Below are 25,672 nucleotides of genomic sequence, written 5' to 3'. Positions count from 1 at the left end.
TGTGCAAAAGACCCTTAAGACGTACCAAAAAAGGCTTGCTAATTTGTCTGCAAGAAATAAATCTTTGTACTTACCAAGAGCATATTCTGGTCAATATATAGATATTGCAGACCTGGATCAGCTAATGCAACTTCCAGCTTTTGACATTATCCGTCAAGTCATTAAAGGCTATAAAACAATTCCGATCTGCCCTACAGCTGATAGTAGAGATGCTTCTGCCAATAAAATTAGTACGCAGATCAGAAGAGTAGCCAAAGCGGCAAAGTTTGTTTTGGAAGAAGGCGGTCGTCATGATTTATTTTTAGGGTACCCTTTTGTACAAGGACGATTCATTAATGGTGGTAATTTAAGAGCTCCTCTACTGTTTTTTCCTATAGAATTAAAGCAGGAAAATGGCAATTGGGTTTTACAACTGCGTGAAGACACTGAAGTTACTTTCAATAAAACGCTACTATTAGCCATATCACATCATAACGGCGTCTTATTTGATGATGACTTTTTGGAAATGAATTTTGAAGATTTCCCAAAAGATATTACCGCTTTTCTTACAAAATTATACCACACATTAGAGGATTCTAATCTAGAACTCAATTTCAACCAAGATACATTTGGAGAATGGATTAAAAGATTTGATCCACAAAATAAAGCCTACTTCTTAGAGCATTTTGAAGAAGGACAGATGAAACTATTTTCTGAAGCACTTATTGGTATTTTTCCACAATCCGACTCTTATCTAATGCCTGATTATGATCGCCTGATTGAAAGTGATCAAATCAAAGACTTAGAAGGGTTCTTTGGAAGTGCTGAAGAACATCTTGATGTTTTAGGTCTAAGAGAGACCTATGTCGGCAAAGCCAATCAAGAAGAAGAATTACTTTCACCTTATCCAATTGACGCCTCTCAAGAAAAAGTAATCAAGAAAGTCAAAGGAGGGCACTCTGTTGTAGTACAAGGGCCTCCAGGTAGTGGTAAATCACAATTAATTTGTAACCTAATCGCTGATTTCACTACAAGAGGCAAAAATGTATTGGTCATCTCTCAAAAAAGGGCCGCTTTGGAGGTGGTTTACCAAAGAATGAAAGATATCTCTTTGGGTACTTTTTGTGGTATGGTACATGATCACCGCTATGACAGGAACTATATCTACAATAAAATGCATGAACAGATTGATGCATTAGATAAGTTTAAAGAAGATAATAATAGTCTTGGTGCTATGCAGTTGGAAAGAAGCTTTGCTCAACTTTCCAAGCATATTGATAGTGCAATCACACAATTGGAAGAATTTAGAGAAGCTCTTTATGATACTTCAGAATGTGGAATTTCTGCCAAAGAACTTTATCTAAAATGTAATCGAAAGTTACCACATACTCATCTAAAGGGTTGTTATCAGCAATTTGATTTAAAAGAAGTCAACTATTATAAAGATCGATTACAGACCTACCTTCAGTTTGCTTCTAAATTGGATGACGAAGATTATATATGGAAAGACCGTATTCCTTTCACTCATTTTGATAGTAGTGCTATTATGACTATCCATGAGATTTTGGATAATATCATTCCTTTCAAAAATAAAATTCTTGGTGAAATAACTGATAATATTCAGGTTGAACTTTCTTTTGATGAATGCCTTTGGATATTAAGACAAGAGGAACAAGTTACAAAGTTTATGGAGATCATCAGCGACCCTGATGTCTACAGAATGTTCAATTCCATCATTAAGAAAAGAGGTAGAGTTCCTACACTTCAAGACTGGCAAAATCATAAAAGGGGCTGCATGAGTTCTTTTGATAATAGAGGAACTGAAATTGAAAAAACATTAGCAGATCAAGAGCTTGGAGACGCTGTTGAATCAGTAACAATGGCCATTGGTGCCAGAAGCAACCCAGTCACATTAATGAAGTGGCAATTCTCTTCTAAAAAGAAATTTATTGATCAACTTCTCCAAAAAAACAACCTTGCAAATACTGCTAGAGGACTTCAAGACCTTCGAGACCGACTTGAAAACAGGATGAATCTTACACATCAGAAAAATGATATGAGTAAGAAATATGAATGGTTGGTAGAATTTCCTGAAGAATTAGAAAGTAAAGTTTGGGAAGAATGGTTTGCAGCAGGCAGAAAAGCAATTGAAGCCCGTAAGCTTTACACCTCACTACGATCAAGTGTTCAGTTCATTGAACTTCAAAACTATAGTTATGATGAACTCTGGACAAAAATCAATATACTTTTCAAGACCATTCATAAAATCCCACAAGAAAGAGTGAAGTGGGAAGACTACTTGTCCCCTCTTGAGATTGAAGATATAATCAATAATAAAATTGATCTAGAAAAATTCAAAGAAGTACTAGAAGATGATTTTGATGAAATTTGTCGTTTTGATAAATTAAAAGAATCATTTACTCCTCATGAATGGGCGGCACTTCGTATGATTGACACCCACCTAGAGGGAGTACATAATCACCCTATTGATGAAGTTGTGGTCTACCTCGAAAACAGCCTCAATATAAGCTGGCTGTATCATATTGAAATGAAACATCCAGTCTTAAGGATTGTTTCGAATGGTGCGATTGAGCAGTTAGAGAAAAATTTACAGGAAGCTATTCTAGAAAAAAGGTCAATTACTGCGGATATGACTTTAGTAAGACTCAAAGAACGTACTTACGACAAAGTAGAATATAACCGTCTCAACAACCGAGTAACTTATAGAGATTTATACCATCAAGTCAATAAAAAAAGAAGTGTTTGGCCTCTTAGGAAAACGTTTCATCAGTTTCAGGATGAAGTATTGGACTTACTTCCTTGCTGGTTAACCTCACCTGAGGCTGCTTCTGCTATTTTCCCTTTAGTGCCATTTTTTGATTTAGTCATTTTCGATGAAGCCTCTCAATGTTTTGCAGAGAAAGGGATTCCAGCAATGTATAGAGGTACACAGGTGGCAATCTTAGGAGACTCGCAGCAGCTTCCTCCTTTTGACCTTTATAAGCCACGATGGGAAGAAGATGAAGAATATGACCTAGACCCCGCATTAGAGGTCAACTCCCTTTTAGATTTAGGAAAGCAATACTTGTCGGAACACTATCTTCTTGGGCATTATAGAAGTCAAACCTTTGATTTAATTGATTTCTCAAACCAACATTTCTATAAAAATAAGCTTCGTTTTATTCCTTATTTCGACAAACTAGATTCCAGAGAAAATGGCATTGAATTTATAAAAGTCGATGACGGCGTATGGAAAAAAGGTATTAATCAGGAAGAGGCTATTAAGGTAGTAAAGTTAGCAAAGCGATTGGTAGAAAGAGGTGAGAAGAGCATTGGCATCATTACTTTCAACCATAAACAGCAAGAGTTAATTCAAGAAATCATGGATCGCTTAGAGATCAATTGGCCTGAAGAATTAATTATCAAAAACATTGAAAATATACAAGGTGATGAAAGAGATCACATTATACTTTCTGTAACCTATGCACCTAGTGTAAAAGGTAAAATCAACTTACAATTTGGAACGCTCAGTCAAGAGGGCGGTGAAAAACGCCTGAATGTGGCGATTACAAGGGCGAGAAAGAAAATGTATGTTGTAAGTAGTATTCTTTCACACCAACTCAATACCGAAGAAAGCAAAAATGAAGGTCCTAAATTACTGAAGAAGTTCCTGTATTATGCCAAGGACATTCAAGACAATGGGTATCAACCTTCAGTGCAGCAAAATCATGCTTGGTCATTTGGAAAAACATTAAAACAGGCCATACAAAACAGTCATGAAATCAAAGAAATGATTCCGTTTGCCGCCTTGACCATTATGGATAAAGAAGCTCCAATAGGATTACTAATGACCGATGACGAAGCCTATCATCAATTTATTTCAGTAAAAGAAGCACATGGCTACTTTCCTATTGAACTGCAAAATAAACACTGGACCTATCAAAGATTCTATAGTAGGAACCTCTGGAAAAATGGTAAAAAGTTCAGAAGTGCCGTTCAAGATTATATTGAGCTAACAGAAAACGGCCGCTATATGGAAAGTAAGTAAATGGCCTCAAGATGAACTTTAGGTGATGTAGATTAAATTTCGAACAACTCTCAAAATTTAATTCACTCATAATAAGAGAAGTGCAAATTAATAAATGTACTTTTTACGTATAAAATATTATTTATACTATTTTATTTAATATATTTACTGCGTTGAGTTAACAATATATAAGAGAAAGAACCTTTCTTGCTACTTTTTCGCTATATATCATCTAAACTAAAACGAGAGGCTATGAAGAAAGCATTAATTATACTATCAATGTTAGTTTTGCCACTGATGACAATGGCTAATGAGGTAATTGTTAAAACAAAAAGCAAAACGCCAAAGTATATTTTAGTAGAAGGAAAAATGGTTAAGGTAGGTACTTTTCCGAAAGGTCATGTATTAAAGATCTACAGAGATCCAGAGATCGTTGGAAAAGTGGAATACAAAGCAAAAGTGAATTATCACAAGACAGATTGTGGCCATTTGATTTCAACTAGAAATTTCCAGAAGCATTAAGATCGCATTAAAACGTGTATAAATAAACTTCCACATTTTGTGGAAACTAAAAAGTCACTAACCTGCATTGGTTAGTGACTTTTTTTTATCTTTTTCAAAACGCATCACGGAGGCTGTACAACAACCTTGATTAGCCTTCTTTTTACTTTCGTATAAGGCTTTCAGCATTTTTAATAATTTATACTTCATTGACTAATTCTTTCAACATTTTAATGGGCACCACTCCTTGAGCCTTTTTATTAAATTTTCCATCAACATAACCAATGTAATAAGGAATCGTTTTCATATTGAACTCCTTTGCAACCTCTGGAAGTTTTTCAGGGTTTATTTTGATTACCTTTGCTTTTCCGTTTAATTCAAATGACAAGTTCGAAATTGTTCCTTCCATCACACGACAAGGTGGACACCATTCGGTAGAAAAGTTCAAGATTAACTTATCTGTTGTATTCATAAAGTGCTCTAATTCACTTTTAGATTGAATTTCTAAAATGTCATTTGGAAGTGTAAACATTCTGAGATTACTTCTTGTTATTATGATGAGTTCAACAATGATGGATACGAAGCCTGAATTAAATAGATTATCACATGATCGGATAAAATAGAATTGACTAAGTATCGAAATTTGAAAATCAATACAATAGATTATCTATCAATTTGATTTTACAGTATATTACGTAAATATAGATCCAAAGTTAAAATAAGTGGAGTGTTAAGGAAATATTTCGATATTATTATGAATGAGGAAGTCAGTTTGTCATAAGTCATGAAATATTGTCATATTCTCAAAAAAAGTATATACAAAAAACAAGGCCCGTCATGGACGAGCCCCGTTTCAATTTACACCCAAACTTTAAACACTATGAAAATTGATCTATCCCTTAGGATAGAAACTCTCAGTTCTTATATTAAAACACTCTATATCAGAGTATTAGAATCACTTTATAAAGGATACTTACCATAAGTATTTTGTATCCTTTTCTCTTATGACATTACAAAGGTGCTTAATCTTTTCTTAAGAAAAGTTGACTGTTATCATCATGATTTTATGATAGTTCACTGTTTTAAAAAAAATTAAAGAATAAATGCATCTCTTATTATTTTATAAAAAAGTAGAATAAACTTATTTTTCGCACAAGGTTTGATTTAATTAGTGAAATACTAGTGCAAATAAGAATTATAGGAATAGTGGAAAAAGTCTATTCCATTAATAGTTCTCTTACAAAACTTAATTTTTACTATCTAATTATGAAAAAACAATTCATATCAATGGTGGCTGCTTCGATGTTAGGTGGCATCATTTCAATAGGAACTTACACAACATTTATTCAAGAAGATCTTAATGATCAAAAAATACAAAGCGAACAACCAGTTACGTTTACAAAATATGAAACTACAGCAGCAAGGCCTGAATATAGCGTACCTGATGGGTTGAACTTTGTGAGTGCAGCTGAGAAAACAACACCAACTGTAGTTCACATTAAAACCTATGCAGATGCCACTTCAATGAGAAGAAATACACCTCGCTTTTTCCATGACTTTTTTAACGATCCCCGTGCGGAAGGTGGTCAGTTAGGTTCAGGTTCTGGAGTTATTATCAGTGAGGACGGCTATATCGCAACCAACAATCACGTAGTAGAAGGATCATCAAAAATAGAAGTTGTTTTAGAAGATAAGCATACTTTTACTGCTACATTGGTAGGTACTGACCCTACCACAGACTTAGCCTTATTAAAAGTAGAACCAGAAGAAAATTTACCTTTCTTAAAGTTTGGAGACTCAGACAATGTAAAAGTAGGTGAATGGGTATTAGCAGTAGGTAACCCTTACGAGTTAACGTCTACGGTGACTGCAGGTATTGTCAGTGCAAAAGCAAGAAACATTAATATCTTAAGGTCGAAAACTAATTTGGCCGTTGAATCTTTTATTCAAACTGATGCCGCTGTAAACCCAGGTAACTCTGGTGGAGCATTAGTTGATCTAAACGGTAGCTTGATCGGAATTAACTCAGCGATTGCATCAAGAACAGGTTCATTTACAGGCTACTCTTTTGCGATTCCTTCTGAGCTTGTTAAAAAAGTAATGGAAGACTTGAAAGAGTACGGTGCTGTTCAAAGAGCATTAATTGGAGTACAAATTCAAGATATTGATCAAAAAATTGCTGATGAGGCTGGATTAGAAAAAATTTCAGGTATTGCTGTAATGGGTGTGAATCCTCAAGGTGCTGCAAGTGAAGCTGGGATTGAAACAGGTGATATCATTACAGATATTAATGGCGAAGAAATGAGTACTGTTTCTGAATTACAAGAATATATTGCTAGAAAAAGACCTGGTGACGTTGTAAAAGTAACAGTGAACAGAAATGGTAAAGACAAATCATTTGATGTAAAGTTGAAAAATAAAGAAAATACAACTGATATTGTCTCAGCTCCTAAAAACTCAGCGGAAGCTATTGAAGCCCTAAATGCTGAAGTTCAACCTTTATCTGATAAAAAAGCGGCAGCGCTAGGTATTAATGGCGGTTTAGAAATTACTAAGCTAGATCCTAATAGTAAATTAGCGAAAGCTGGGATACAAGAAGGATTCATCATTATGTATGTGGATAGAGAAGCTGTTCTCTCTATTGATGACCTTGGTACAGCCTTAAGAGGTAAGAGTGGAGGTATCTTGTTAGAAGGTATGTATCCAAATGGAGAGAAAGAATATATTGGATTAGGACTTTAAGGTATTATATTTGCAGAGTTGTTGTTAAAAAACGCAACAACTCTGTTTTTCTTTGAAACTAATTCTGCTTGTTAACATAATTATTCAAGAAAAACCGTTTAATTTGCAGTGTAACGGAGAGTAATTCATATAACACCGTGTACTAATTTAAACTTCATTACAATTATTTTCATTCATTAACGTTTTTAATGAAACTTTTTACCCCCTAGTTCACGTTTATAAGGGTGTAAGCAACGAAGAAAAGGTTGTAACGAAAAAGAAATTCGTAATAGAAGGGAATAATTAAATATTTCATTCGACTTACAAAAAGAACAATAGTTTGCTTTAAGTAATGGGGAAAGGGTTTAGATTTTATCTGATCCCTTCTTTTTTTGCCTAAACTTTTTTAGAATTGGAAGCAATAAGTCAATATGATCCTTTTTCAACGGGTAAAAAGAAATCTTAACTACATATATCCCGTTGTAGTATAATTCATCACTAACACACTGTAAACTAAATTATCATCAACATTCCATCAGCTTTACTATATGCAATTATAGGATCTACTTTCAACCTTATTTCTTCTTCATTTTTGTCTTAACACAAAAACGAAGCAAAAAAGTCAAGGCTTTGAAGTCAAAAGCTAAATTTCATTCCTCTCGTCTAAATGATTTTAAACTCGTTGCACTCAAACAGCAAAATAATTTTTTACGGCTCAATACATGAAATTCTTAACGCTTTTCCCTTCAAGGCCGAGGGCATATTACCAAACTAATTGGATAGAAAGCCTATTGGCGCCAATGTTACGTGTAAGTGTCATTCGTGTCCCACTGATCATCAGAAATCTCTTGATTTCTAAACAGCATAAACATTCGAAAACTTAGTTTACAATATACTAATATTCTTTTTTCTATAGTCCATCTTTGAGAACCAATGTCAACAAAATTTTCAACAACTATTAATCGGTAGTTCTACAAACTTTCGAGATCTTTACTTCCACACTTCCTTCTTCTTCATTTTTGACTTTACATAAAAAGTATTGAAAAGTCTTCTTTACGAAATATCACTCCCTTTACCATTCCCAATTTTAAAAAGTAAACTCAAGTATTTAGAAATAGAAAGCAGTCTTCCTCCAAGAGAAGAAGACTGCTGCAAATAAGAGTTTTTATATCGGAACACTATAAATCACATATTTCTATTTTATAGGTATATTTTTTAGTATGAAGTCGTTTGTTATACAGCAGGTACACCCGCTGCTTGATCTTTTAATGAAGCATTAAAAGCTTCTAATTTCTTTTGTTCTTCTACGGCTGCTGCTTCGTCTGCTGCTGAGAACTTAATTAATAGTCCTAAGAAACCTACTGCAGATACTACGAAACCGAAAGTGAAGAAAGCATCTTGCAATGAAGCTCCTGTTCTTAATAAGTACTGAGCATAAAGTACTGCACCTACGTTACCACCAGCACCTACAATACCTGAAACAGCTCCTAAGGCTTTTCTATTGATAAAAGGTACTACTGAGTAAGTTGCTCCCTCTGCCATTTGTACAAATAGTGAGAAGAATACCATACTTAAGATTGCGAATTCTAATACGTTCATCTGCGAGAATAGTAATAATGCTACACCTTCTGCGATAACTACGTATACTAATATTTTTACTCTACCATTCAATCCAGAGTTTTTAGCGAATCTATCAGCGATCCATCCACCAGTTGAACGAGCAAATAAGTTCATTGCTCCAAAGAATAATACTACAAAACCTGCAGCTTCTTGGCTCAAACTAAATTTCTCTTGATAATATGTTGATGCTTTACCTGTTACGAATAATTCCATACCGAAACATCCAGCATACATTAAGAATAAGATCCAAACTCTTTTGTCTGACGCAGCAGCTAAGAATAAGCTCTTTTCTCCTTTTTTCACTTGTGGTCTTTCCTCAGGAAGATCATCATAATTTCCTTTAGGGCAGTCCGTTGTATATTTCCAGTATAAGTAAGCTACTAATAACATGATAGCTGCTGGTACCCACATTGCAATTCTCCATGACTCTGCTGCTTCTGCTAAACCAAATGCAGCTACACCTGATGCGATCAATGGCATTGTAGCGTTTGTAACACCACCACCTAAGTTACCCCAACCTGCAGTTGTTGCATTGGCAATACCAATCACGTTTGGAGCGAACATCACTGAAGTATGGTACTGAGTGATTACGAATGATGCACCAATTACACCAATAGCTAAACGAGAAAGTAAGTAAGTTTCCCAAGTATTAGCGAAAGAAGATCCTGCTACTGCAAATGCACCAAATACCAAAAGGTATACATAACTTTTTCTTGGTCCGATTTTATCACAAAGGTTACCAATTCCCAATCTTGCAAAGATTGTTACACCTACTGAAGCAATAAAAGCAAGCGTTGCTTGTTCTTTTGTTAAGTTTAGATCCGGTCCAATAGTAGACTTGATCAAAGGTGCGTGAGAGAACCATCCGAAGAAACACAAAAAGAATGCGATCCAACTCAAATGAAATGTTCTCATTTGTATGCTACTAAAGTCAAACAAGTTGATACTTGTTGCTTTTTCGTTTGATGTCATGTTAGGCTTCATACCACTAAGTATTTTCACGTTGCTATATAATAATTACACAGCAATACTACGTATTTATACTTACTTTTCAAAAACATTACGTATTTTTCGCATAAAAAAAGACTACTTTATTATAAAGTAGTCCTATAAATACGTAAAAACGCATTATATTTTTAAGCTTCTTCTAAAAGTGTATCATTATTAACAACACCTTCTTGAGCCTGATCTTTCTCTTCAATTTGCTCTGCCTCAATTTCACGTAAACGCTTTCTTACTCGTGAAACTTGAGTCTTACCTACTCCAGTAAGATCTGAGATTTGATAGGTTGTTAAACCATCTTTTAAACCTTGAATAACTTCTTTATTTCTTTCCATCCAACGTTCAACATTCATCTTTCTTCCCTTCTTACCTCCTTTGTACTTACCTTCTGCTTTAGCACGAGCAATACCTTCAACGGTTTTTTCTTGCATTTGATACTCTTTCATATTAATCATCGTTTCAAATGCTGATATAACTGCTTTTAATGCAGCTGCCGAAGTTCCTTCTTCTAAACCAAACTTATTAATGATTACATTGGCATTGGTTTCAAGCAAGGCTTTTAAACCATCCAAGATGTCTTTAGGATTATCACCTAATCTATCAATATCTTCGATATATAATGTATCTTCTGCTGTTAGTGTTGTCAACAATTCTTGTGCCCTAGGACGCTCTATAAACGGTAAAGTGACAGGACATTTATCAATATAAGGCTTACCTTTGATCTTTGCCTGCTGTTTAAATTTTGATTGTGCAACTGTAGATACGCGTATATATGTTATAACTGACATGTTTACTTGTTATACTAAAAAAATGATTGTACACACTTTAAAGTAAACACATTTTAAGATAAAAAAGCAACAATTGAGGTCAAATAAAAAACAAAACCAATCTAATACACTAAAGTTCAGCTATCTAGAAAGAAGTTATGTTCTTTGATTTCATTCTTCAATTTATCAAGTTTAACAATTCCCAAGCGCTTACCTTGTGCGATTAAAATACCTTCTTTCTTAAGGGATGAAATCACTCTAATCACTTGTTCATCAGTCGTACCTGCAAAATCTGCAATTTCTTTTCTTGATAATTGAATATTTAAAAGTGAATTCGTCTGACCAAATTTTCTATTCATATATAAAATTGCATCAATCACTTTTTCACGTACGGTCATTTGGGCAATCTTACGTACTTTATTCTCACTTCTGTTTAGTTCTTCAGCATAAAAAAGCATCATATTATAAGATAACTGAGGTACTTTTTGCAACATGCTATTAATTACTTCATTAGAGAAATTACACAGCATTATATCCTCAATTGCTACAGCACTAATATGGTAAAATTGTCCAACACCAAAACCTCTATGTCCAATGATTTCACCATCCTGACATAACCTCACAATTTGTTCTTTTCCATTAATACCTGTTTTGGCTACTTTCACTTTACCTTTATAGATAAAATATAAACCATGTACTGGAGCTCCTTCTAAAATAAAAGGTTGATTTTTTTTGGCTCTCACCATTAATTTCTGCTCTAAATAAGGAATCGCCTCTTCTGTAAGACAATTTTTTTTAATTAGGCACTGATCATTATGACAGCTTTTACAGTCGATGCTAGAATTCATTTGTGAGTAGTTTTTCCGTTTAAGTTTAAGTAAATCTACGTAATTTTATTGTAAAAAGTAAATTACAATATACAAAAAGGTCAATCTCTCTACCAATAGATCTCTAATGTTTTTTTATAAACATTAATATCATAACTTCAGTTAAAGGTAAAAGTTTAGAGCTGATGGAATCTGTAAAAACATACAAAAACGTTAATAAAAGGGATAAAAAGCTGAGTTTTGGCATTTCAAAAATGGAAGAAATTTATGAAAAGCGAAACGGAAAAAAAGACGATCCACACCGCCATGATTTTTTTACATTAGTTTTTACAGAAAAAGCAAAAGGAGAACATAAAGTTGACTTTAGGTCCTATCCCTTATCAGGACAGCAGATCTATTTTATCTCCCCTGGGCAAGTCCATCAAATTATTGAAGAGGAGAAGTCTTTTGGTTTTGCTGTTGTCTTTTCTTACGACTTTTTACTACTCAATAATATTCCCCTTACATTTATAGAAGATCTCAACCTTTTCAATGATTTTAGTGAAACTCCTCCATTAGAACCTAACGAAAGTGATTTTATTACAATTCAGAAATACCTGAGAGAAATGTATACTATTTTTCATGCTGAAATGTCCTATAAACAAGAGGCGATTGGTGCATTATTAAAACTGGTTTTAATACTTTGTAATAATGTTTGTTCTCTTCCTCAAGATGATATTAATACGGTAAATACTATTTTTAGGAAATTCAAGCAACTAATTAATCAACACTATAAAACAAACCATCATACCAACTTCTATGCTGAACTTTTACATATCAGTCCTGATCACCTCAATAAGGTGGTAAAACAAAACAGCGGAAAGTCGGCCAAGGAACATATTCAAAGTAGAATTATCATTGCGGCTAAAAGAATGATCTATTTCAGTGCACTAAGTAATAAAGAAATCGGACACGAATTAGGTTTTTCAGAACCAGCGAATTTTAGTGCATTCTTTAAAAAATGCGTCGGTGTTTCACCTTCTCAATTTAGAAAAAACGCCTAATCTCGGATTTTCATAAGTTTTTCACTTTTTCTCATATTCCCTGCCTTTGATATTCTTCCGTCCTTTGTAATACATCAAAATCAAAAAAAGTCATGGACAGAAAAAAGTTTATTTCCACTTCTTTAAAAGCTGCTGCTGCGAGCACTGTTATTCCTTCAATGGTCAAAGCATCTAATGTGAGACTTAAAAACTCTGATTATGACAAATTGATGGAACAAGTTGGATTTAATCATTTACCAAACGAAGAAAATAAAACTATGAATACTGTATTACATAAAGCCGACACAAGAGGACACGCCAATCACGGATGGTTAAACTCTCATCATACTTTTAGTTTTGCAAATTATTACAACCCTGAAAGAGTACATTTTGGTGCTTTAAGGGTTTTGAATGATGATACTGTGGCAGAAGGTAAAGGTTTTGGAACCCACCCTCATGACAATATGGAAATTATCTCTATCCCTCTTTCTGGTGATTTGGAACATAAAGATAGCATGGGAAATAAAGCCGTTATTAAGGAGGGGGATATACAAGTGATGAGTGCCGGAACAGGAATCTACCATAGCGAATACAATAAAAACACAGATAGAAATGTAGAGTTTTTACAGATATGGGTTTTCCCTAATAAAAAATCGGTAGAACCACGTTACGATCAAATTTCTATTAGTGATATTTCTAAACCAAATCAACTGAACCAAGTGCTTTCTCCTAATAAAGAAGATGCTGGGGTATGGATTCATCAAAATGCTTGGTTTAATCTAGGAGATTTTGACCAGGATACAGATTTCTCTTATAATTTTAACGCGTCTGACAATGGGGCTTATCTTTTTGTTTTAGAAGGAAAAGTAACCGTTGATGGACAAGAATTAAAGAAACGAGATGGATTTGGAGTTTGGAACATTGACAAATTAAATATCAAAGCTGAAAAAGGTTCTAAATTATTATTGATGGAAGTTCCCATGGAAGTGTAATCTTCAATTTCATAAGATAAAGAAACCCACTTTTCAATCGAGAAGTGGGTTTACTGTTCAATCAGATTAATTTCATATTACTACTTTGATTGACAAGGTTGTATTATAACTTTACTATCACATACCTGGGCCGCCGCCCATCATGCCTCCTCTTCCGCCACCTCTCATTCCGCCTCTTCCACCAGGGCCTCCTTGTCTTTGAGGTCTATTTTCTTGCATGACAGTAAGGTATTTTCTGTACTGTTTTTTCTCTAAAACTTCTTGTACTTTTTGATTTCGAGCCTCCACTAGCTCTTCCATTTTTTCACGATCTTTTTGTTTCATGACTTCATGTACATCGTTGAAAAAATCAACATGAATATCGTAAACACTCTTTCGCTGCTGATCATCCAATTCTATTTTCTCTTCTAGTTTACCTAGTATTTCTACAGCCCTTTCTTCTGCTGTTAGTTTTTGCCTTTGAGTCTCTTCCTGTGCATATACTTGAGAAAGCAGAAACATAAAAATGATCGATAATGGTAATTTTAAATTCATTTTTTTATACGTTGAAATTTTATTTGAATTATCATAAGCATCTATTTGCTTATACTAATAGAAAGGGGAAATTGAAAAAAAGTACTCACCGATAATTACTTTTTAAACCAACAGTCCTTTTTTTTCAACGAATGATTCTTTTTTGTACTATTTTGACATTTCTAACACCTTTTGTTTTTCCCCAAAATAAAGCTACTTTTCAAAGCTAAAATAATAGAGCTTATTTTTATCACTTATGAATTCAACAACTATTATACTAACATTACTTAGTTTCAGTATCATCGGCGGCCTTATTTACCTTTTGATTTCGAATGCTAAAAAGAAAGAAAACAACCGAAAACTTCGCCTCAAAAAAAGACCTTTCAAGAAGGAATGGAAGGTCATATTAAGGGAAAATGTCACTTTCTACAATGAAATTCCAGATCCTAAAAAAGAAGAATTTGAACAGAGAATATTAAGATTTCTCGATACCATAACGATCACCCCTGTAGCCACAGAAATTGAAGATCTTGATCGGCTATTAGTTGCGAGTAGTGCTATTATTCCAATTTTTGGTTATCCAAATTGGGAGTACCCCAACCTTAATGAAGTCATTATTTTGGAATCCGATCTCAATGACACCGAATTTGGACAACAGTTTACAGATGGACATGTATTAGGAATGGTTGGAGAAGGGAAATTGAAAAATAAAATGCTGTTATCAAAGGGTGCCTTGAGAGAAGGGTTTAGAAATGATAATGACAAAAAAAATGTGGGTATTCATGAGTTTGTTCACCTGATAGACATGGCTGACGGTAAAACCGATGGTATTCCTGAAGTACTACTCCAAAAAAGTTATTCGATTCCATGGATGAAATTGATGCAAGAGGAAACCGAAAAGATCATTAATAAAGAATCGAGTATTGATGAATATGGAGCAACAAAAGTACAAGAGTTTATCACCGTAACATCTGAATATTTTTTCGAAAGACCACAACTTCTAGAAAAGAAGCATCCTGAACTTTATAATGCATTGGAAAAGATATTCAACCAAGATATGGCAGAACAGGAACGAAACTATTTGAATAATTTGGTGGAAGAAAAAGAGATTGGACGTAATGATCCCTGCCCATGCGGTAGTGGTAAAAAATATAAAAAGTGCCATGGAAAATACGAGGAATAATTTCTTCTCCTAATTACCTATAAGTAGTAAAGGATCAAAGACAATGGTCTCTGGGAAAACTTTTACTTTTTCCCCTTTTAAAAGAGAAATGATAGAAGATAATACCAAAGAAGAGCAAACAATGGATGCATTATGTAATTGAGGGTCATGTTCTGGTGGAGCTGTTTTGTATTCTTCAAACTTTTGTATTGAAAAATTACTTAGCTCAGTACTTTGGCAAATGTGATTTAATAACACCCCTTTTAAAGCTAAAGCGTTTTCTGTTTTGTAAAATGATCCCCATTCCGGTGTATTTTTATTGTTCACAATTAGTCCACCTCCAAATCCCAAGTTAATTGGAAACAACTCAATTTTTTCATACTTCTTGGCTATTTGATGGCAAGACAGAAAGATGGGAGAATCAAAATCGATCGAATTGATTACAAAATCGGCATTGGGTATCCACTCTTCTAACATTTTTTCATCCAAAAAAGCAGGAATAACCTTCAGATTAATAGTTGGGTTAATAGATTTCAGCCTCCTTTCTAAAGCCGTAACTTTCATCTCCCCTACTTCAGCTAACGTAAAATTTTGTCGGTTCAGGTTACTATTTTCAATAGTATCTCCATCAGCAATGATGAGATTTCCTACCCCTGTTCTAACTAGGTTTTCTGCAACGACACTACCCATTCCTACACCACAAAGTAAAACGGTAGTGTTGCTGAGTGTTTGTTGAAGCTCAGTTGAAATAAAAAAAAGGTTTCTGTTAAAGTTCATCATAATGGTATTGAAGAGGTTGTTATTGAAAAGTTATCTTAAATTAATAGATTATCCTGTATTTGTATATCACCGACAGCTTGTCAATTTCATTATAACTTAAATAATTTTTTAGATAAGTGACACCACTAAAAATAGTTCTTATAGTCTAAAATCCATTTTTCGACAATCAAATCTTAAACTCAAACATAAAGAATGATCAAAAAAGAAAAGAGAAAATCTATTTATATCTACACTAGTACTTAACTTTGAGACCGGAAGTTATTTCAACTAAAAGTAGACGAAGCGACAACAAATTCAATTTCATGGAAAAAACAATTTTATTCGGAAACGGCATCAATCTTCTTTCTCAAAATGCTCTAAACTGGAATAGTCTTTTGGAAGAACTGAAAGAAGCTCGAATTTTTGAAAATGGAAATTTACCCAACACGTTGATTTTTGAAAGAATTGTTTTAGAAAAGGACAAAGTAGACTTAAAAAGTGCTCATTTAGCAGAGAAAAATATTAAGGATAAAATTGCTATCAATTTTAGAGAAATCCCTACCAATCCTTTTTACAAAAAACTATTTGAATTAGGGTGCAAAAACTACATGACTACCAATTATGATTATGCTTTTATAAAATGCTTGGATGATACATTTGAAATCAAAAATAATAGTACTGAAGAAGCTTATAACATCAGAAGAAATACTTCTATCTTAAAAAATAATAAAGAAGTAGCCAAGATCTGGAATATCCATGGCGAGATCAACAAGCCCAGTTCAATCATGTTGGGCTTAGATCATTACTGCGGTACTATTGGCAAATTGGATGGTTACTTGAAAGGCACTTACGAGTTCATTCAGCATAAACAAAAAATTAGAGTACAATCACTATTCAAAAAAGTCAATGAAAAAAAATTTGATGGATACTCATGGATAGAATTATTTTTTACTACTGATATTCATATTGTGGGGTTATCCATGGATTACAGTGAAACAGACCTTTGGTGGGTTCTTAACAAGAGAGCTCGAACAATGTATAATGGTAGAAAAAAACTCATCAAAAATAACATCTATTTTTATACTGATAGCTCAATATCAAAAGAAAAGGAAGAATTACTTCAATCATTCAAAGTAACTGTGATCAAAGTTCCTGTCATTGATCATAATTGGGAAGAACACTACCATCGCATTCTTGATCAAATCTAGTGTTCCGGTCATAAAAAAAAGAGGATCAGGTTACTAGTACCTGACCCTCAAATCACTACTTACTATCGCTTTATTATCGATTTTCTTATACTCTTTTCTCCGTCTGAAAACTGAACAATGTACTGTCCAGAATAAAGGTGGGAGATGTTCAATTGTATATGATTACTATTGAATGAACCTTGGTATACTTTTCTACCACTTGAACTGAATACGTTTACCTCTACTCCATGTGACCAACTATTATCTAAATCCACCGCAAAGATTCCGTTACTTGGGTTAGGGTAAATCTTAACGTCTAGTTGCTCTACAAAAGTGCTCAAAATAGAAGTGGACTCATGCGTATATTCAAACTTGACTTCATCACTTGATTTTACTGCCGTGAAAGCACTGATGTAATAAGTGTGTTTTCCTTCTGCAAACTGTCTTCGATCTCTGAATACATTTGTATTTTCATTCGTGGTACCTATCAGTACTTTTTTATTAGAAGATGAATCAAAATAGCAAATATGGAAACCTTCTTCATTTTGAGAATTATCCGTCCATGATATTCTTAAATAATCATCAACCATTGTTGCACTGATTTGAGATGGTGCTTGAACTATTACACTGTCTTGCTCAGATTGATTTTCTCCATCTGGGTCTGAATCAGCATCACCTTCATCAGAATCTTCCTCTTCATCACCGCCGCTTATTGGATCTTCATCAGAACTAGTATCATCTTCAGAATCAGAATCACCTTCATCAGTATTGTCCTCTTCATCACCACCGCTTATTGGATCTTCATCGGAACTAGCATCATCTTCAGAATCAGAATCACCTTCATCAGTATCGTCCTCTTCATCACCGCCGCTTATTGGATCTTCATCAGAACTAGCGTCATCATCGGAATCAGAATCACCTTCATCAGTATCTTCCTCTTCATCACCGCCGCTTATTGGATCTTCATCAGAACTAGCGTCATCATCGGAATCAGAATCACCTTCATCAGTATCTTCCTCTTCATCACCGCCGCTTATTGGATCTTCATCAGAACTAGCGTCATCATCGGAATCAGAATCACCTTCATCAGTATCTTCCTCTTCATCACCGCCGCTTATTGGATCTTCATCGGAACTAGCGTCATCATCGGAGTCAGAATCACCTTCATCGGTATCGTCCTCTTCATCACCACCACTTATTGGGTCTTCATCGGAACTAGCGTCATCATCGGAATCAGAATCACCTTCATCAGTATCTTCCTCTTCATCACCGCCGCTTATTGGATCTTCATCAGAACTAGCATCATCGTCGGAATCAGAGTCATCTTCATCAGTATCTTCCTCTTCATCACCGCTTATTGGATCTTCATCGGAACTAGCATCATCGTCGGAATCAGAGTCATCTTCATCAGTATCTTCCTCTTCATCATCCCCACTTATTGGGTCTTCATCGGAACTTGCATCATCATCGGAGTCAGAATCACCTTCATCAGTATCTTCCTCTTCATCACCACTTATTGGATCTTCATCAGAACTAGCGTCATCTTCAGAATCAGAATCACCTTCATCAGTATCTTCCTCTTCATCACCGCTTATTGGATCTTCATCAGAACTAGCGTCATCTTCAGAATCAGAATCACCTTCATCAGTATCGTCCTCTTCATCACCGCTTATTGGATCTTCATCAGAACTAGCGTCATCTTCAGAATCAGAATCACCTTCATCAGTATCTTCCTCTTCATCACCGCTTATTGGATCTTCATCAGAACTAGCGTCATCATCGGAATCAGAATCGCCTTCATCAGTATCCTCCTCTTCATCATCCCCATTTATTGGGTCTTCATCAGAACTAGCATCTTCAGAATCAGAATCGCCTTCATCAGTATCTTCCTCTTCATTATCTCCACTTATTGGGTCTTCATCAGAACTAGCATCATCGTCGGAATCAGAATCACCTTCATCAGTATCTTCCTCTTCATCACCGCTTATTGGATCTTCATCAGAACTAGCATCTTCAGAATCAGAATCGCTTTCATCAGTATCCTCCTCTTCATTATCTCCGCTTATTGGGTCTTCATCGGAACTAGCGTCATCGTCGGAATCTTCGTCCTCCTCTTCACCTGCAGGGTCTTCATCTGAAGAATTATCTTCATCAGGTTCTTCTTCCTCAGCTATTGGTTTTGGGATTTCGTGTCCTACAAAATTGATGATTCCTGAAGGTGAACGACCTCTTTCATTATACCCTATTACACTATAGCTATAATCTTGGTATATATTAAATTCTCTATCAATAATTTGAAATTCACCTGCATTTAAAGATGCAATTAATGTCTGTGTCGTATCATTAGTCTCTCTTCTAAATACCTCATAACCATCAATAATTTCCGATGAATCACTCCATGTTAAACGCAATGAATTATCTAAAGAATCAAAATTTAAATCTAAGTTATAGGGAACTGCTGGTAAAGGAATAATTCTTTCCAACGTTGTGGCCTCCAATTCCAAACTAGTACCATAGATATCAAAAATATAAGATACAATGCTATAAGTATATGTGGTATTTTCAGATAGAAGGCTATCTCTAAATACATTTACATCTGCCTCTACGACTGCTACCAATTGCGATTCTAATTCAGTGGCTGATTGTCTATAAATCATGTAGCCATGCTCATCTGCATGAGTGTCTTCCCATGAAATAGTCAATGTATGTTGTGTTGCTGTATCTAATACAAAATTGAATAACCCCACTGGAACAGGTGGCACTGTAGAAATCGTTTTAGTTTCTGAAGTATAATAGACTCCATTTTTTTCCGCTGCTACTTTATAACTATATATTGTATTTAATTCAAAAAGGGAATCGACATAACTAACTGTTGAAGAATCCAATACAGCTAACACCTCAAACTCACCTTCCTTTTCCTGACGGTAGACTACATATTGTTCTTCCAGATCAGAAAGATCCTCCCATTCAATTAAATGTCCTTGTTCGACTTTTGTGAGGGTAGTAAGTAATGGAGCTGCTATCGGAATTTGAGCTTTTACAGCATTACTGATCGAATTACCCAAAGAGTTATAACTCTTGATCACATACTCGTACATTTTACCTTTCTCTACTTCCAAATCCACAAAAGTAGTATCATTGTATTCCAACGATGCAGCTAATGAATAATCTTCTTCACCCACTTCTCTTCTAAGAACCTCAAAACCCAACTCATTCTCAATATCATCTTTCCATGACAATACAATAGAACTGTCAGATGGACTCACATTGATTTCTTCTACAGCTTTTGGTTTCGAACTATTACTCATCGTATGTACAAACAATAGAAATTCGCTATTTAAACTTCCATCTAATAGTCCATTGATTGTACGGATTCTAAAATAATATGTAAAACCTTTGGTTAATCCTTCAATCAGAAAAGATTGTTGATTCACGTCCGTTACGAAAGAATGACGGAATGTATTACCATAATCTGTAGAATATTCTATTAGAAAACCTGTTTCCAAAGCCGAAACATCTTTCCATGTAAATTGTAAAGAACTTGATGTCAACTCCTTATATTCTACCTCTACAGGAGCCTCTAAACGGGTAAAGATAGATGCAGTAACTGGGGTCGATTTTCCACTTCCATTAAAAGCTGTTACTCTAAATGAATACCGAATAGACCCTAAAGTATTATTGGTAAATTCATAGCTTGTCGTATTTCTATCGACAATCGCTAATGGAACAAAACCTTTATCAGGATTTAATGAGTACTCTATATAAAAACCCTCTTCTGTTTCACTATTATCCTCCCATGAAAGCGATAAATACCTCGTTCTATTTTGGAGTTCTACTGTAAGATTTTCAACTGGATCAGGAATGTCTTTAATTGTAGCTGATGCGATAGGTGAATTACTTGCACTTCCTTCTGCACTAAATCCTTTTACTTTGTAATAATAAGTAGAGTCGTCAGTTTTCGGAGATTTATCTACCCAACTCACTTTATCAGAGGCCACTTTTGCAATTTGTAGAAAAGGACCTTCCATATTTTGTGCTCTTTCAATACTATAGCCAGAAATATGGTTCACACTCTCCCAATCAATTTCAATGTTCTCATCTGGCAATAAAGAAGCATTTAAAACCTCAACTTCTTCAATAGAATTACTTCCAGTAGTTGCTCCAAAAACCTCAAAAGCTAGGTTGGTATCTTCTGCTGCAAATGTTGTAGGATGTGTCCAAGAGGTATACCCTCTACCGAATAAATTGTCTGGATCGATCAAGTAAAAAGAGCCTCCATTGGTCTCTTTAGCACCTGTTCCTCTCCAAAACCAACTCCCTTCAGTTCTATACGACATCACTGCTGCAACAGAAACCCAGTATGTCCCTGGAGTCAATTCTACTGGCATTGACAGGTTATGAGTGATCGCTCCATCATCATAACTTGATATCGGAACTTGACCTGAACTATAAATGATATTTTCAGATGGTTGTCCATTATTATCTTCATAAATAAATACCTCGATTACTGGCACATCAGCTCCCGTGCTTTGTCCATAGGCTTTTATTTTCGAAATGATCCAATTTTTACCGTCAGGTACTAAAATATCTTCCGCTAAATAAACTGGCTTCCCAAAATCCGTAAAATATTGCGATCGATAGATTTCACCTGATTGATTAGTTTGAGCATATAATGCGGGAACTATATTCTCTACTTTTGCATCAAATTTCACCTTAGAGGAAAGTTCTCCCTCATAAGCAATGAGTGTTACTTTAGCAGTTCCTGTTGCTACATTGGTTGCAATGTATAAAGTGTCATTTGAAATAGATGTTTTGATCACGCTCGTATCAGAAGTGATCACTTCATAGACTAAATTATTCTGATTTTGTGATTCAAAAATATCATTGAGATCAATTGCTTCAACGATCTCACCCAACGAATAAGTACGTTCCTCAATTGTTGTTTTTACTAACGGAGGCATTGAATCCACTCCATAGTAAGCTGAATAAATACCATTTGAGTGTGTTGCTACAACCACCAAACCATCTTCTCTAGTTTTGATCATTGTCACCACTCCATCACCAATTTCCTTCTCGCCTTGTTGCATCCAATGTGTATTTTCAGAGATGCTTGAGAGCGGTGAATAATAAAGTCCTACACTCGTCCCTACAAACAGACCTTCTTCTCCATCTGTTGGCTGATGAAACTCTGCCCAACGTACTGAAGGCCCTGCCCCTGATCCATCCTCATTTTCTTCCAAATTACCAGACACATGCTCCCATGTAGTACCTCCATCTTTTGTTTGATAAATACTTTTTGTCTGATAATTAGAAAAAATCACTACAATATGGTCAGCATCTTTTGGATTCACTGCCACGCAAGAAACATAAGCCTTCGGTAAGTTTTTATTGGCGGTTAAATGATCAACACTTGAAGATTTAGACCTAGAATCGTTGACTCTATAAATTTGGCCATTACCCGTCCCTACAACGACAATATTTTCAGGGCTCTTCGATGCTGCAACGGCTGTAATAGTTCCTGATGTTGCCACATTTGAATAAGTATCCCAACCTTTAGAAGTACCATTAAAAGTATAGCCTGAGTTGATACTTGATAGAGACAAATTAAACCATAACGACTTTTTAGCCGGATAATACATCACATCACTGTCATTGGGATCAAGGATGTAAGGATGAACAAATAATTGTCCTGATGCTTTCGTCGGCTGTATACCATCATAGTCTGTAGGTTGTGATGGATTATCTCCTTTAAATCTTAAAATTTTACCGTTTTGAGTACTTGTATATCGGATGTGTTCTCCTGGCACAATAGCAACGTAACAACCATCACCACCTGCATACTCTTCTATCCAATCAGCGTCTGTTGCTGAAGCATCTGTATACCACTTTCCATTATCTTGAAAGCCTGCCAATATTCTTGCATCTCCTGTTGTTTCTTCATCTATGGCAATCGCATAAGCCTGAGTGGTGTAGTAGCCATTATTAAGACACTCCCACTCTACTGCTTCTGCCATTATATTTTTGGATTTTGATACCCCACCATCATGGCTTGTAATCACGATATCCGAGTTAGAAGGAAGGAAAACCATCGCATGATTGTCTGGGTGATGATTTTCATATTGGCTTACATTGTTCGCTGGCGAATATCCTCCAATCCATGAGGTTTCAGAAGTATCCGTAAAACCATTCGTAGATCTATAAAGGTTAGTACTTCCTATAAAAACTACATCCTCATTGTTTGGTTTAACCTTGATATATTGATTATAACTTCCTTGAGAAAGGTTACCTACATACCCTCCGTAAGCTGGTAAATTGGCAGTACGGTCCTCCCATGTATTAGTCGAAAGAGTATACTTCAATAACATATGTGCATTGGTTCCCTTTCCTGGAGTATGTGCAAAAAAGTATACTACATCAGGATTGGAAGGTGCTGCAGATAATACTGTTCTACTTAATGAAATAGATGCAACTTGCGAAGGGGTGATGTCTGTCCAGTTTTCGCCATCAGCTGATGTGAAATAACCATAATTAGAAATTGTAGCAAATAATTGACCTGATCCATTAGAGACTATTTCAGTGTAAAGCGAGCTTTGATTTTCCAATACTTTGATCCAGGTATTGCCATCATCAAAAGATTTAGAAACACCTCCTTGGTGAGCTACATAAATGCCCCCATCTTCTTGTACTACGATACTTGACATGTATTGAAAATCACCTCCGGAAACGGTAGGATCAAAAGTAGTTCCTTCAAGAGAAGTCCAAGAAACACCTCCATCAATTGATTTATAAATACCATTACCTCTGTAAGCTGCTCCTCCTGCTGATGCCGAATTACCATATACTTCTCCTGAACCATAATACCAAACATTGGAGAAATGAGGTCTTGGATCTTGGGTAATACATGTGATACTTTGACGGTCTGTTGGAGCAGTTACCTTCGTCCAACTACTACCCCCATCAATAGACCTCCACAATCCACCTGAAACGCCACCGGCTAAAATGATATTCTCGTTAGTTCTATCAATAGCCAAGGCTCTTGTTCTTCCTCCTACATTAAAAGGGCCCCTTTTGTGCCATTTTATAGCTGGTGTAGTAGTAGAAAACAGCCTTAAGCGCTTTGCATTTTGAAAGTGAATATTCTGAATAAAAGCTTTTTCCTGTTCAAAGATATTGGCTGGAATTTCATGTGTGATTGGATTTTCCAACATCAAATGCTCAAACTGTTGTCGAGCAATAGGGTCATCTTTTAATCTTTTGAACTTGTGATAGACAGGCTCTTCTCCTGTGATATCTTCAATAACTCCTTGTCCAAATATGGGGAAACTTAAGAAAAGGAATGTAGCGATAATGGACAGTATTTTTTGATTAAAAAATACTGAAATAGTAAGTGGTTTCATGAGTGATAATGGGGTATTGCATTAGATAGCAATCACTCTAAATAAAATTAGGTCTAAAGAGTGATCTTACAATAAATAGCATTCAAAGGTGCAGTGTTACAGAATAAAGCGATTGAGACTACAACAATGAATAGCTGTAAATAGAAATTATATATTTAGAAATTGGTTTAACGGGTAAATCATTTTTTCCTCATTTATTAGGTTTATATGAATATAGTAAATATGCCTTTCAGAAAGTAGTCTATTAACAGTATAACTTTAGAAAGTAATATAAAGACTTCATTTCTCCTAACATTGATAAATTGCTATACCTATAGTTTAATTTTTGAGAATTTTACTACCTCTTATCATTTTTATTATAAAGGATTTTATCTAACCGGAATAATCTAAATTCTCCTCTTTATTATCCTTTTTACTTTTCTTATAATGTAATTCTAACGGAATGGCAAGAATGTTTGAAACAACAACTGGAACGTCTGTTTCTAATGTAGATGGATATAAAGGTGTATATTTTTTTTGAACATTTTTAATGCTGTCAACTGACGGAATCAATTCACTTTCAACATAATTGACACAAACTTTATATAACTTTTTAATTTTTTCTATCCATTGAACTTTTTCAACGGAAAATTTGTTATCCTCAGTTAACGACAAATATACATTAGAATAATTTTTCATATCAGAGAGCGTTATAATTTTTATTAATACTGTAAATCTCCCGAAAAACGAATCTATTTCAGATAGAAGATTACCCATCATTCAATTTTAGGCAAATTACTTACTACTACTTGATTTACTGACTATTAAATATATTGTAAACTAAATTATCGTCAACTTTTAATCGACCTTTCTTCAAGTATTTATAGGCTCTACTTTAAAGCTTCTTTCTTCTTCATTTTTCCATTGATGAAAAACAAAGCAAAAAATCTAGGCTTAGAAGTCAAAAGCTAAATTCCATTTCTCTCGCCTAAATGATTTTAAACTCGCTAAAGCTCAAACAAGAAAATCATTTTTAACGGCTCACTTCATGAAATTCTTAACGCTTTTCCCTTCAATGCCAGAGGGAAAACTACCCAACTAAAATGGTAGAAAACTCAATGGCGCGAATGTTAAGCGTCAGCGTCATTCGTGTCCTTCAGATCATCAGAAATCTCCTGATTTCTAAACAATATAAATAACGAAAACTTAGTTTACAG

Annotated in this window: 16 protein-coding genes; 7 read left to right on the top strand and 9 right to left on the bottom strand. The window is 34.9% G+C overall.

Annotated features, from left to right (window positions below; translation table 11 throughout):
• The first annotated feature begins 1 nt into the window (after position 1).
• Positions 2-4,027 carry an AAA domain-containing protein gene (locus PL77_RS02060; RefSeq protein ID WP_052444101.1) on the top strand — a complete coding sequence of 1,342 codons (4,026 nt, stop codon included), beginning with the start codon at positions 2-4 and terminating at the stop codon, positions 4,025-4,027.
• A gap of 231 nt (positions 4,028-4,258) precedes the next feature.
• A complete protein-coding gene (locus PL77_RS02055) occupies positions 4,259-4,528 on the top strand; it encodes a hypothetical protein (protein ID WP_044201182.1) in 270 nt (89 codons plus the stop codon).
• Positions 4,529-4,585: 57 nt separating this feature from the next.
• Here PL77_RS02055 and PL77_RS32445 read toward each other — a convergent pair whose 3' ends face one another.
• Positions 4,586-4,717, bottom strand: coding sequence for a hypothetical protein (locus PL77_RS32445; RefSeq protein WP_256380322.1), 132 nt, complete (start codon positions 4,715-4,717; stop codon positions 4,586-4,588).
• On the bottom strand, positions 4,707-5,039 hold the full coding sequence (locus tag PL77_RS02050; protein WP_044201181.1) for a co-chaperone YbbN: 333 nt from the start codon (positions 5,037-5,039) through the stop codon (positions 4,707-4,709). The genes PL77_RS32445 and PL77_RS02050 overlap by 11 nt, the downstream gene beginning before the upstream one ends.
• A gap of 734 nt (positions 5,040-5,773) precedes the next feature.
• Here PL77_RS02050 and PL77_RS02045 point away from each other — a divergent pair.
• Positions 5,774-7,249 carry a Do family serine endopeptidase gene (locus PL77_RS02045; RefSeq protein ID WP_253273953.1) on the top strand — a complete coding sequence of 492 codons (1,476 nt, stop codon included), beginning with the start codon at positions 5,774-5,776 and terminating at the stop codon, positions 7,247-7,249.
• 1,212 nt (positions 7,250-8,461) lie between these two features.
• On the opposite strand, the gene PL77_RS02040 is transcribed toward PL77_RS02045, so the two are convergent.
• From PL77_RS02040 to PL77_RS02030, 3 genes are all read right to left on the bottom strand, one after another.
• The gene (locus tag PL77_RS02040) at positions 8,462-9,820 is read right to left on the bottom strand and encodes an MFS transporter (RefSeq protein ID WP_253273952.1); all 1,359 of its coding nucleotides are present in this window, start codon (positions 9,818-9,820) and stop codon (positions 8,462-8,464) included.
• 164 nt (positions 9,821-9,984) lie between these two features.
• On the bottom strand, positions 9,985-10,638 hold the full coding sequence (locus PL77_RS02035; protein WP_044201178.1) for a recombinase family protein: 654 nt from the start codon (positions 10,636-10,638) through the stop codon (positions 9,985-9,987).
• Positions 10,639-10,754: 116 nt separating this feature from the next.
• Positions 10,755-11,465: a Crp/Fnr family transcriptional regulator gene (locus PL77_RS02030; protein WP_044201176.1), complete on the bottom strand. Its 711-nt coding sequence runs from the start codon at positions 11,463-11,465 to the stop codon at positions 10,755-10,757.
• Positions 11,466-11,698: 233 nt separating this feature from the next.
• Here PL77_RS02030 and PL77_RS02025 point away from each other — a divergent pair, with 233 nt between their 5' ends.
• On the top strand, positions 11,699-12,487 hold the full coding sequence (locus PL77_RS02025; protein WP_216595869.1) for a helix-turn-helix domain-containing protein: 789 nt from the start codon (positions 11,699-11,701) through the stop codon (positions 12,485-12,487).
• A gap of 92 nt (positions 12,488-12,579) precedes the next feature.
• On the top strand, positions 12,580-13,458 hold the full coding sequence (locus PL77_RS02020; RefSeq protein ID WP_082026357.1) for a pirin family protein: 879 nt from the start codon (positions 12,580-12,582) through the stop codon (positions 13,456-13,458).
• 117 nt (positions 13,459-13,575) lie between these two features.
• On the opposite strand, the gene PL77_RS02015 is transcribed toward PL77_RS02020, so the two are convergent.
• Entirely contained in the window at positions 13,576-13,992 is a 417-nt protein-coding gene (locus PL77_RS02015) for a hypothetical protein (protein ID WP_156152212.1), read from the bottom strand.
• A gap of 235 nt (positions 13,993-14,227) precedes the next feature.
• Here PL77_RS02015 and PL77_RS02010 point away from each other — a divergent pair, with 235 nt between their 5' ends.
• Positions 14,228-15,154 carry a M90 family metallopeptidase gene (locus tag PL77_RS02010; RefSeq protein WP_044201172.1) on the top strand — a complete coding sequence of 309 codons (927 nt, stop codon included), beginning with the start codon at positions 14,228-14,230 and terminating at the stop codon, positions 15,152-15,154.
• Between the two features lie 9 nt (positions 15,155-15,163).
• Here the strand turns inward: PL77_RS02010 and PL77_RS02005 are convergent, their stop codons facing one another.
• Positions 15,164-15,913, bottom strand: a complete 750-nt coding sequence (locus PL77_RS02005) for a ThiF family adenylyltransferase (protein ID WP_082026356.1) — start codon at positions 15,911-15,913, stop codon at positions 15,164-15,166.
• Positions 15,914-16,215: 302 nt separating this feature from the next.
• Here PL77_RS02005 and PL77_RS02000 point away from each other — a divergent pair, with 302 nt between their 5' ends.
• Positions 16,216-17,100 carry an SIR2 family protein gene (locus PL77_RS02000; protein ID WP_044201169.1) on the top strand — a complete coding sequence of 295 codons (885 nt, stop codon included), beginning with the start codon at positions 16,216-16,218 and terminating at the stop codon, positions 17,098-17,100.
• Between the two features lie 62 nt (positions 17,101-17,162).
• Here PL77_RS02000 and PL77_RS30120 read toward each other — a convergent pair whose 3' ends face one another.
• Positions 17,163-24,476, bottom strand: a complete 7,314-nt coding sequence (locus PL77_RS30120; RefSeq protein WP_052444100.1) for a fibronectin type III domain-containing protein — start codon at positions 24,474-24,476, stop codon at positions 17,163-17,165.
• A gap of 372 nt (positions 24,477-24,848) precedes the next feature.
• Positions 24,849-25,154 (bottom strand): hypothetical protein, encoded by a 306-nt coding sequence (locus PL77_RS01985; protein ID WP_156152211.1) that lies wholly within the window; start codon positions 25,152-25,154, stop codon positions 24,849-24,851.
• Positions 25,155-25,672 lie beyond the last annotated feature (518 nt).

It is taken from the genome of Flammeovirga sp. OC4 (assembly GCF_000812565.1).
Classification (GTDB): domain Bacteria; phylum Bacteroidota; class Bacteroidia; order Cytophagales; family Flammeovirgaceae; genus Flammeovirga.
Note: the sequence above shows the minus strand (reverse complement) of the source record. Positions and strands in the feature narration are given on the sequence as shown.

What these genes read in the sequence shown, in the direction of transcription:
- PL77_RS02055 (WP_044201182.1), top strand. Translation starts at nt 4,259, where the DNA reads ATGAAGAAAGCATTAATTATACTATCAATGTTAGTTTTGCCACTGATG.
- PL77_RS32445 (WP_256380322.1), bottom strand. Translation starts at nt 4,717, where the DNA reads ATGAAGTATAAATTATTAAAAATGCTGAAAGCCTTATACGAAAGTAAA.
- PL77_RS02050 (WP_044201181.1), bottom strand. Translation starts at nt 5,039, where the DNA reads ATGTTTACACTTCCAAATGACATTTTAGAAATTCAATCTAAAAGTGAA.
- PL77_RS02045 (WP_253273953.1), top strand. Translation starts at nt 5,774, where the DNA reads ATGAAAAAACAATTCATATCAATGGTGGCTGCTTCGATGTTAGGTGGC.
- PL77_RS02040 (WP_253273952.1), bottom strand. Translation starts at nt 9,820, where the DNA reads ATGACATCAAACGAAAAAGCAACAAGTATCAACTTGTTTGACTTTAGT.
- PL77_RS02035 (WP_044201178.1), bottom strand. Translation starts at nt 10,638, where the DNA reads ATGTCAGTTATAACATATATACGCGTATCTACAGTTGCACAATCAAAA.
- PL77_RS02030 (WP_044201176.1), bottom strand. Translation starts at nt 11,465, where the DNA reads ATGAATTCTAGCATCGACTGTAAAAGCTGTCATAATGATCAGTGCCTA.
- PL77_RS02025 (WP_216595869.1), top strand. Translation starts at nt 11,699, where the DNA reads ATGGAAGAAATTTATGAAAAGCGAAACGGAAAAAAAGACGATCCACAC.
- PL77_RS02020 (WP_082026357.1), top strand. Translation starts at nt 12,580, where the DNA reads ATGGACAGAAAAAAGTTTATTTCCACTTCTTTAAAAGCTGCTGCTGCG.
- PL77_RS02015 (WP_156152212.1), bottom strand. Translation starts at nt 13,992, where the DNA reads ATGAATTTAAAATTACCATTATCGATCATTTTTATGTTTCTGCTTTCT.
- PL77_RS02010 (WP_044201172.1), top strand. Translation starts at nt 14,228, where the DNA reads ATGAATTCAACAACTATTATACTAACATTACTTAGTTTCAGTATCATC.
- PL77_RS02005 (WP_082026356.1), bottom strand. Translation starts at nt 15,913, where the DNA reads ATGATGAACTTTAACAGAAACCTTTTTTTTATTTCAACTGAGCTTCAA.
- PL77_RS02000 (WP_044201169.1), top strand. Translation starts at nt 16,216, where the DNA reads ATGGAAAAAACAATTTTATTCGGAAACGGCATCAATCTTCTTTCTCAA.
- PL77_RS30120 (WP_052444100.1), bottom strand. Translation starts at nt 24,476, where the DNA reads ATGAAACCACTTACTATTTCAGTATTTTTTAATCAAAAAATACTGTCC.
- PL77_RS01985 (WP_156152211.1), bottom strand. Translation starts at nt 25,154, where the DNA reads ATGAAAAATTATTCTAATGTATATTTGTCGTTAACTGAGGATAACAAA.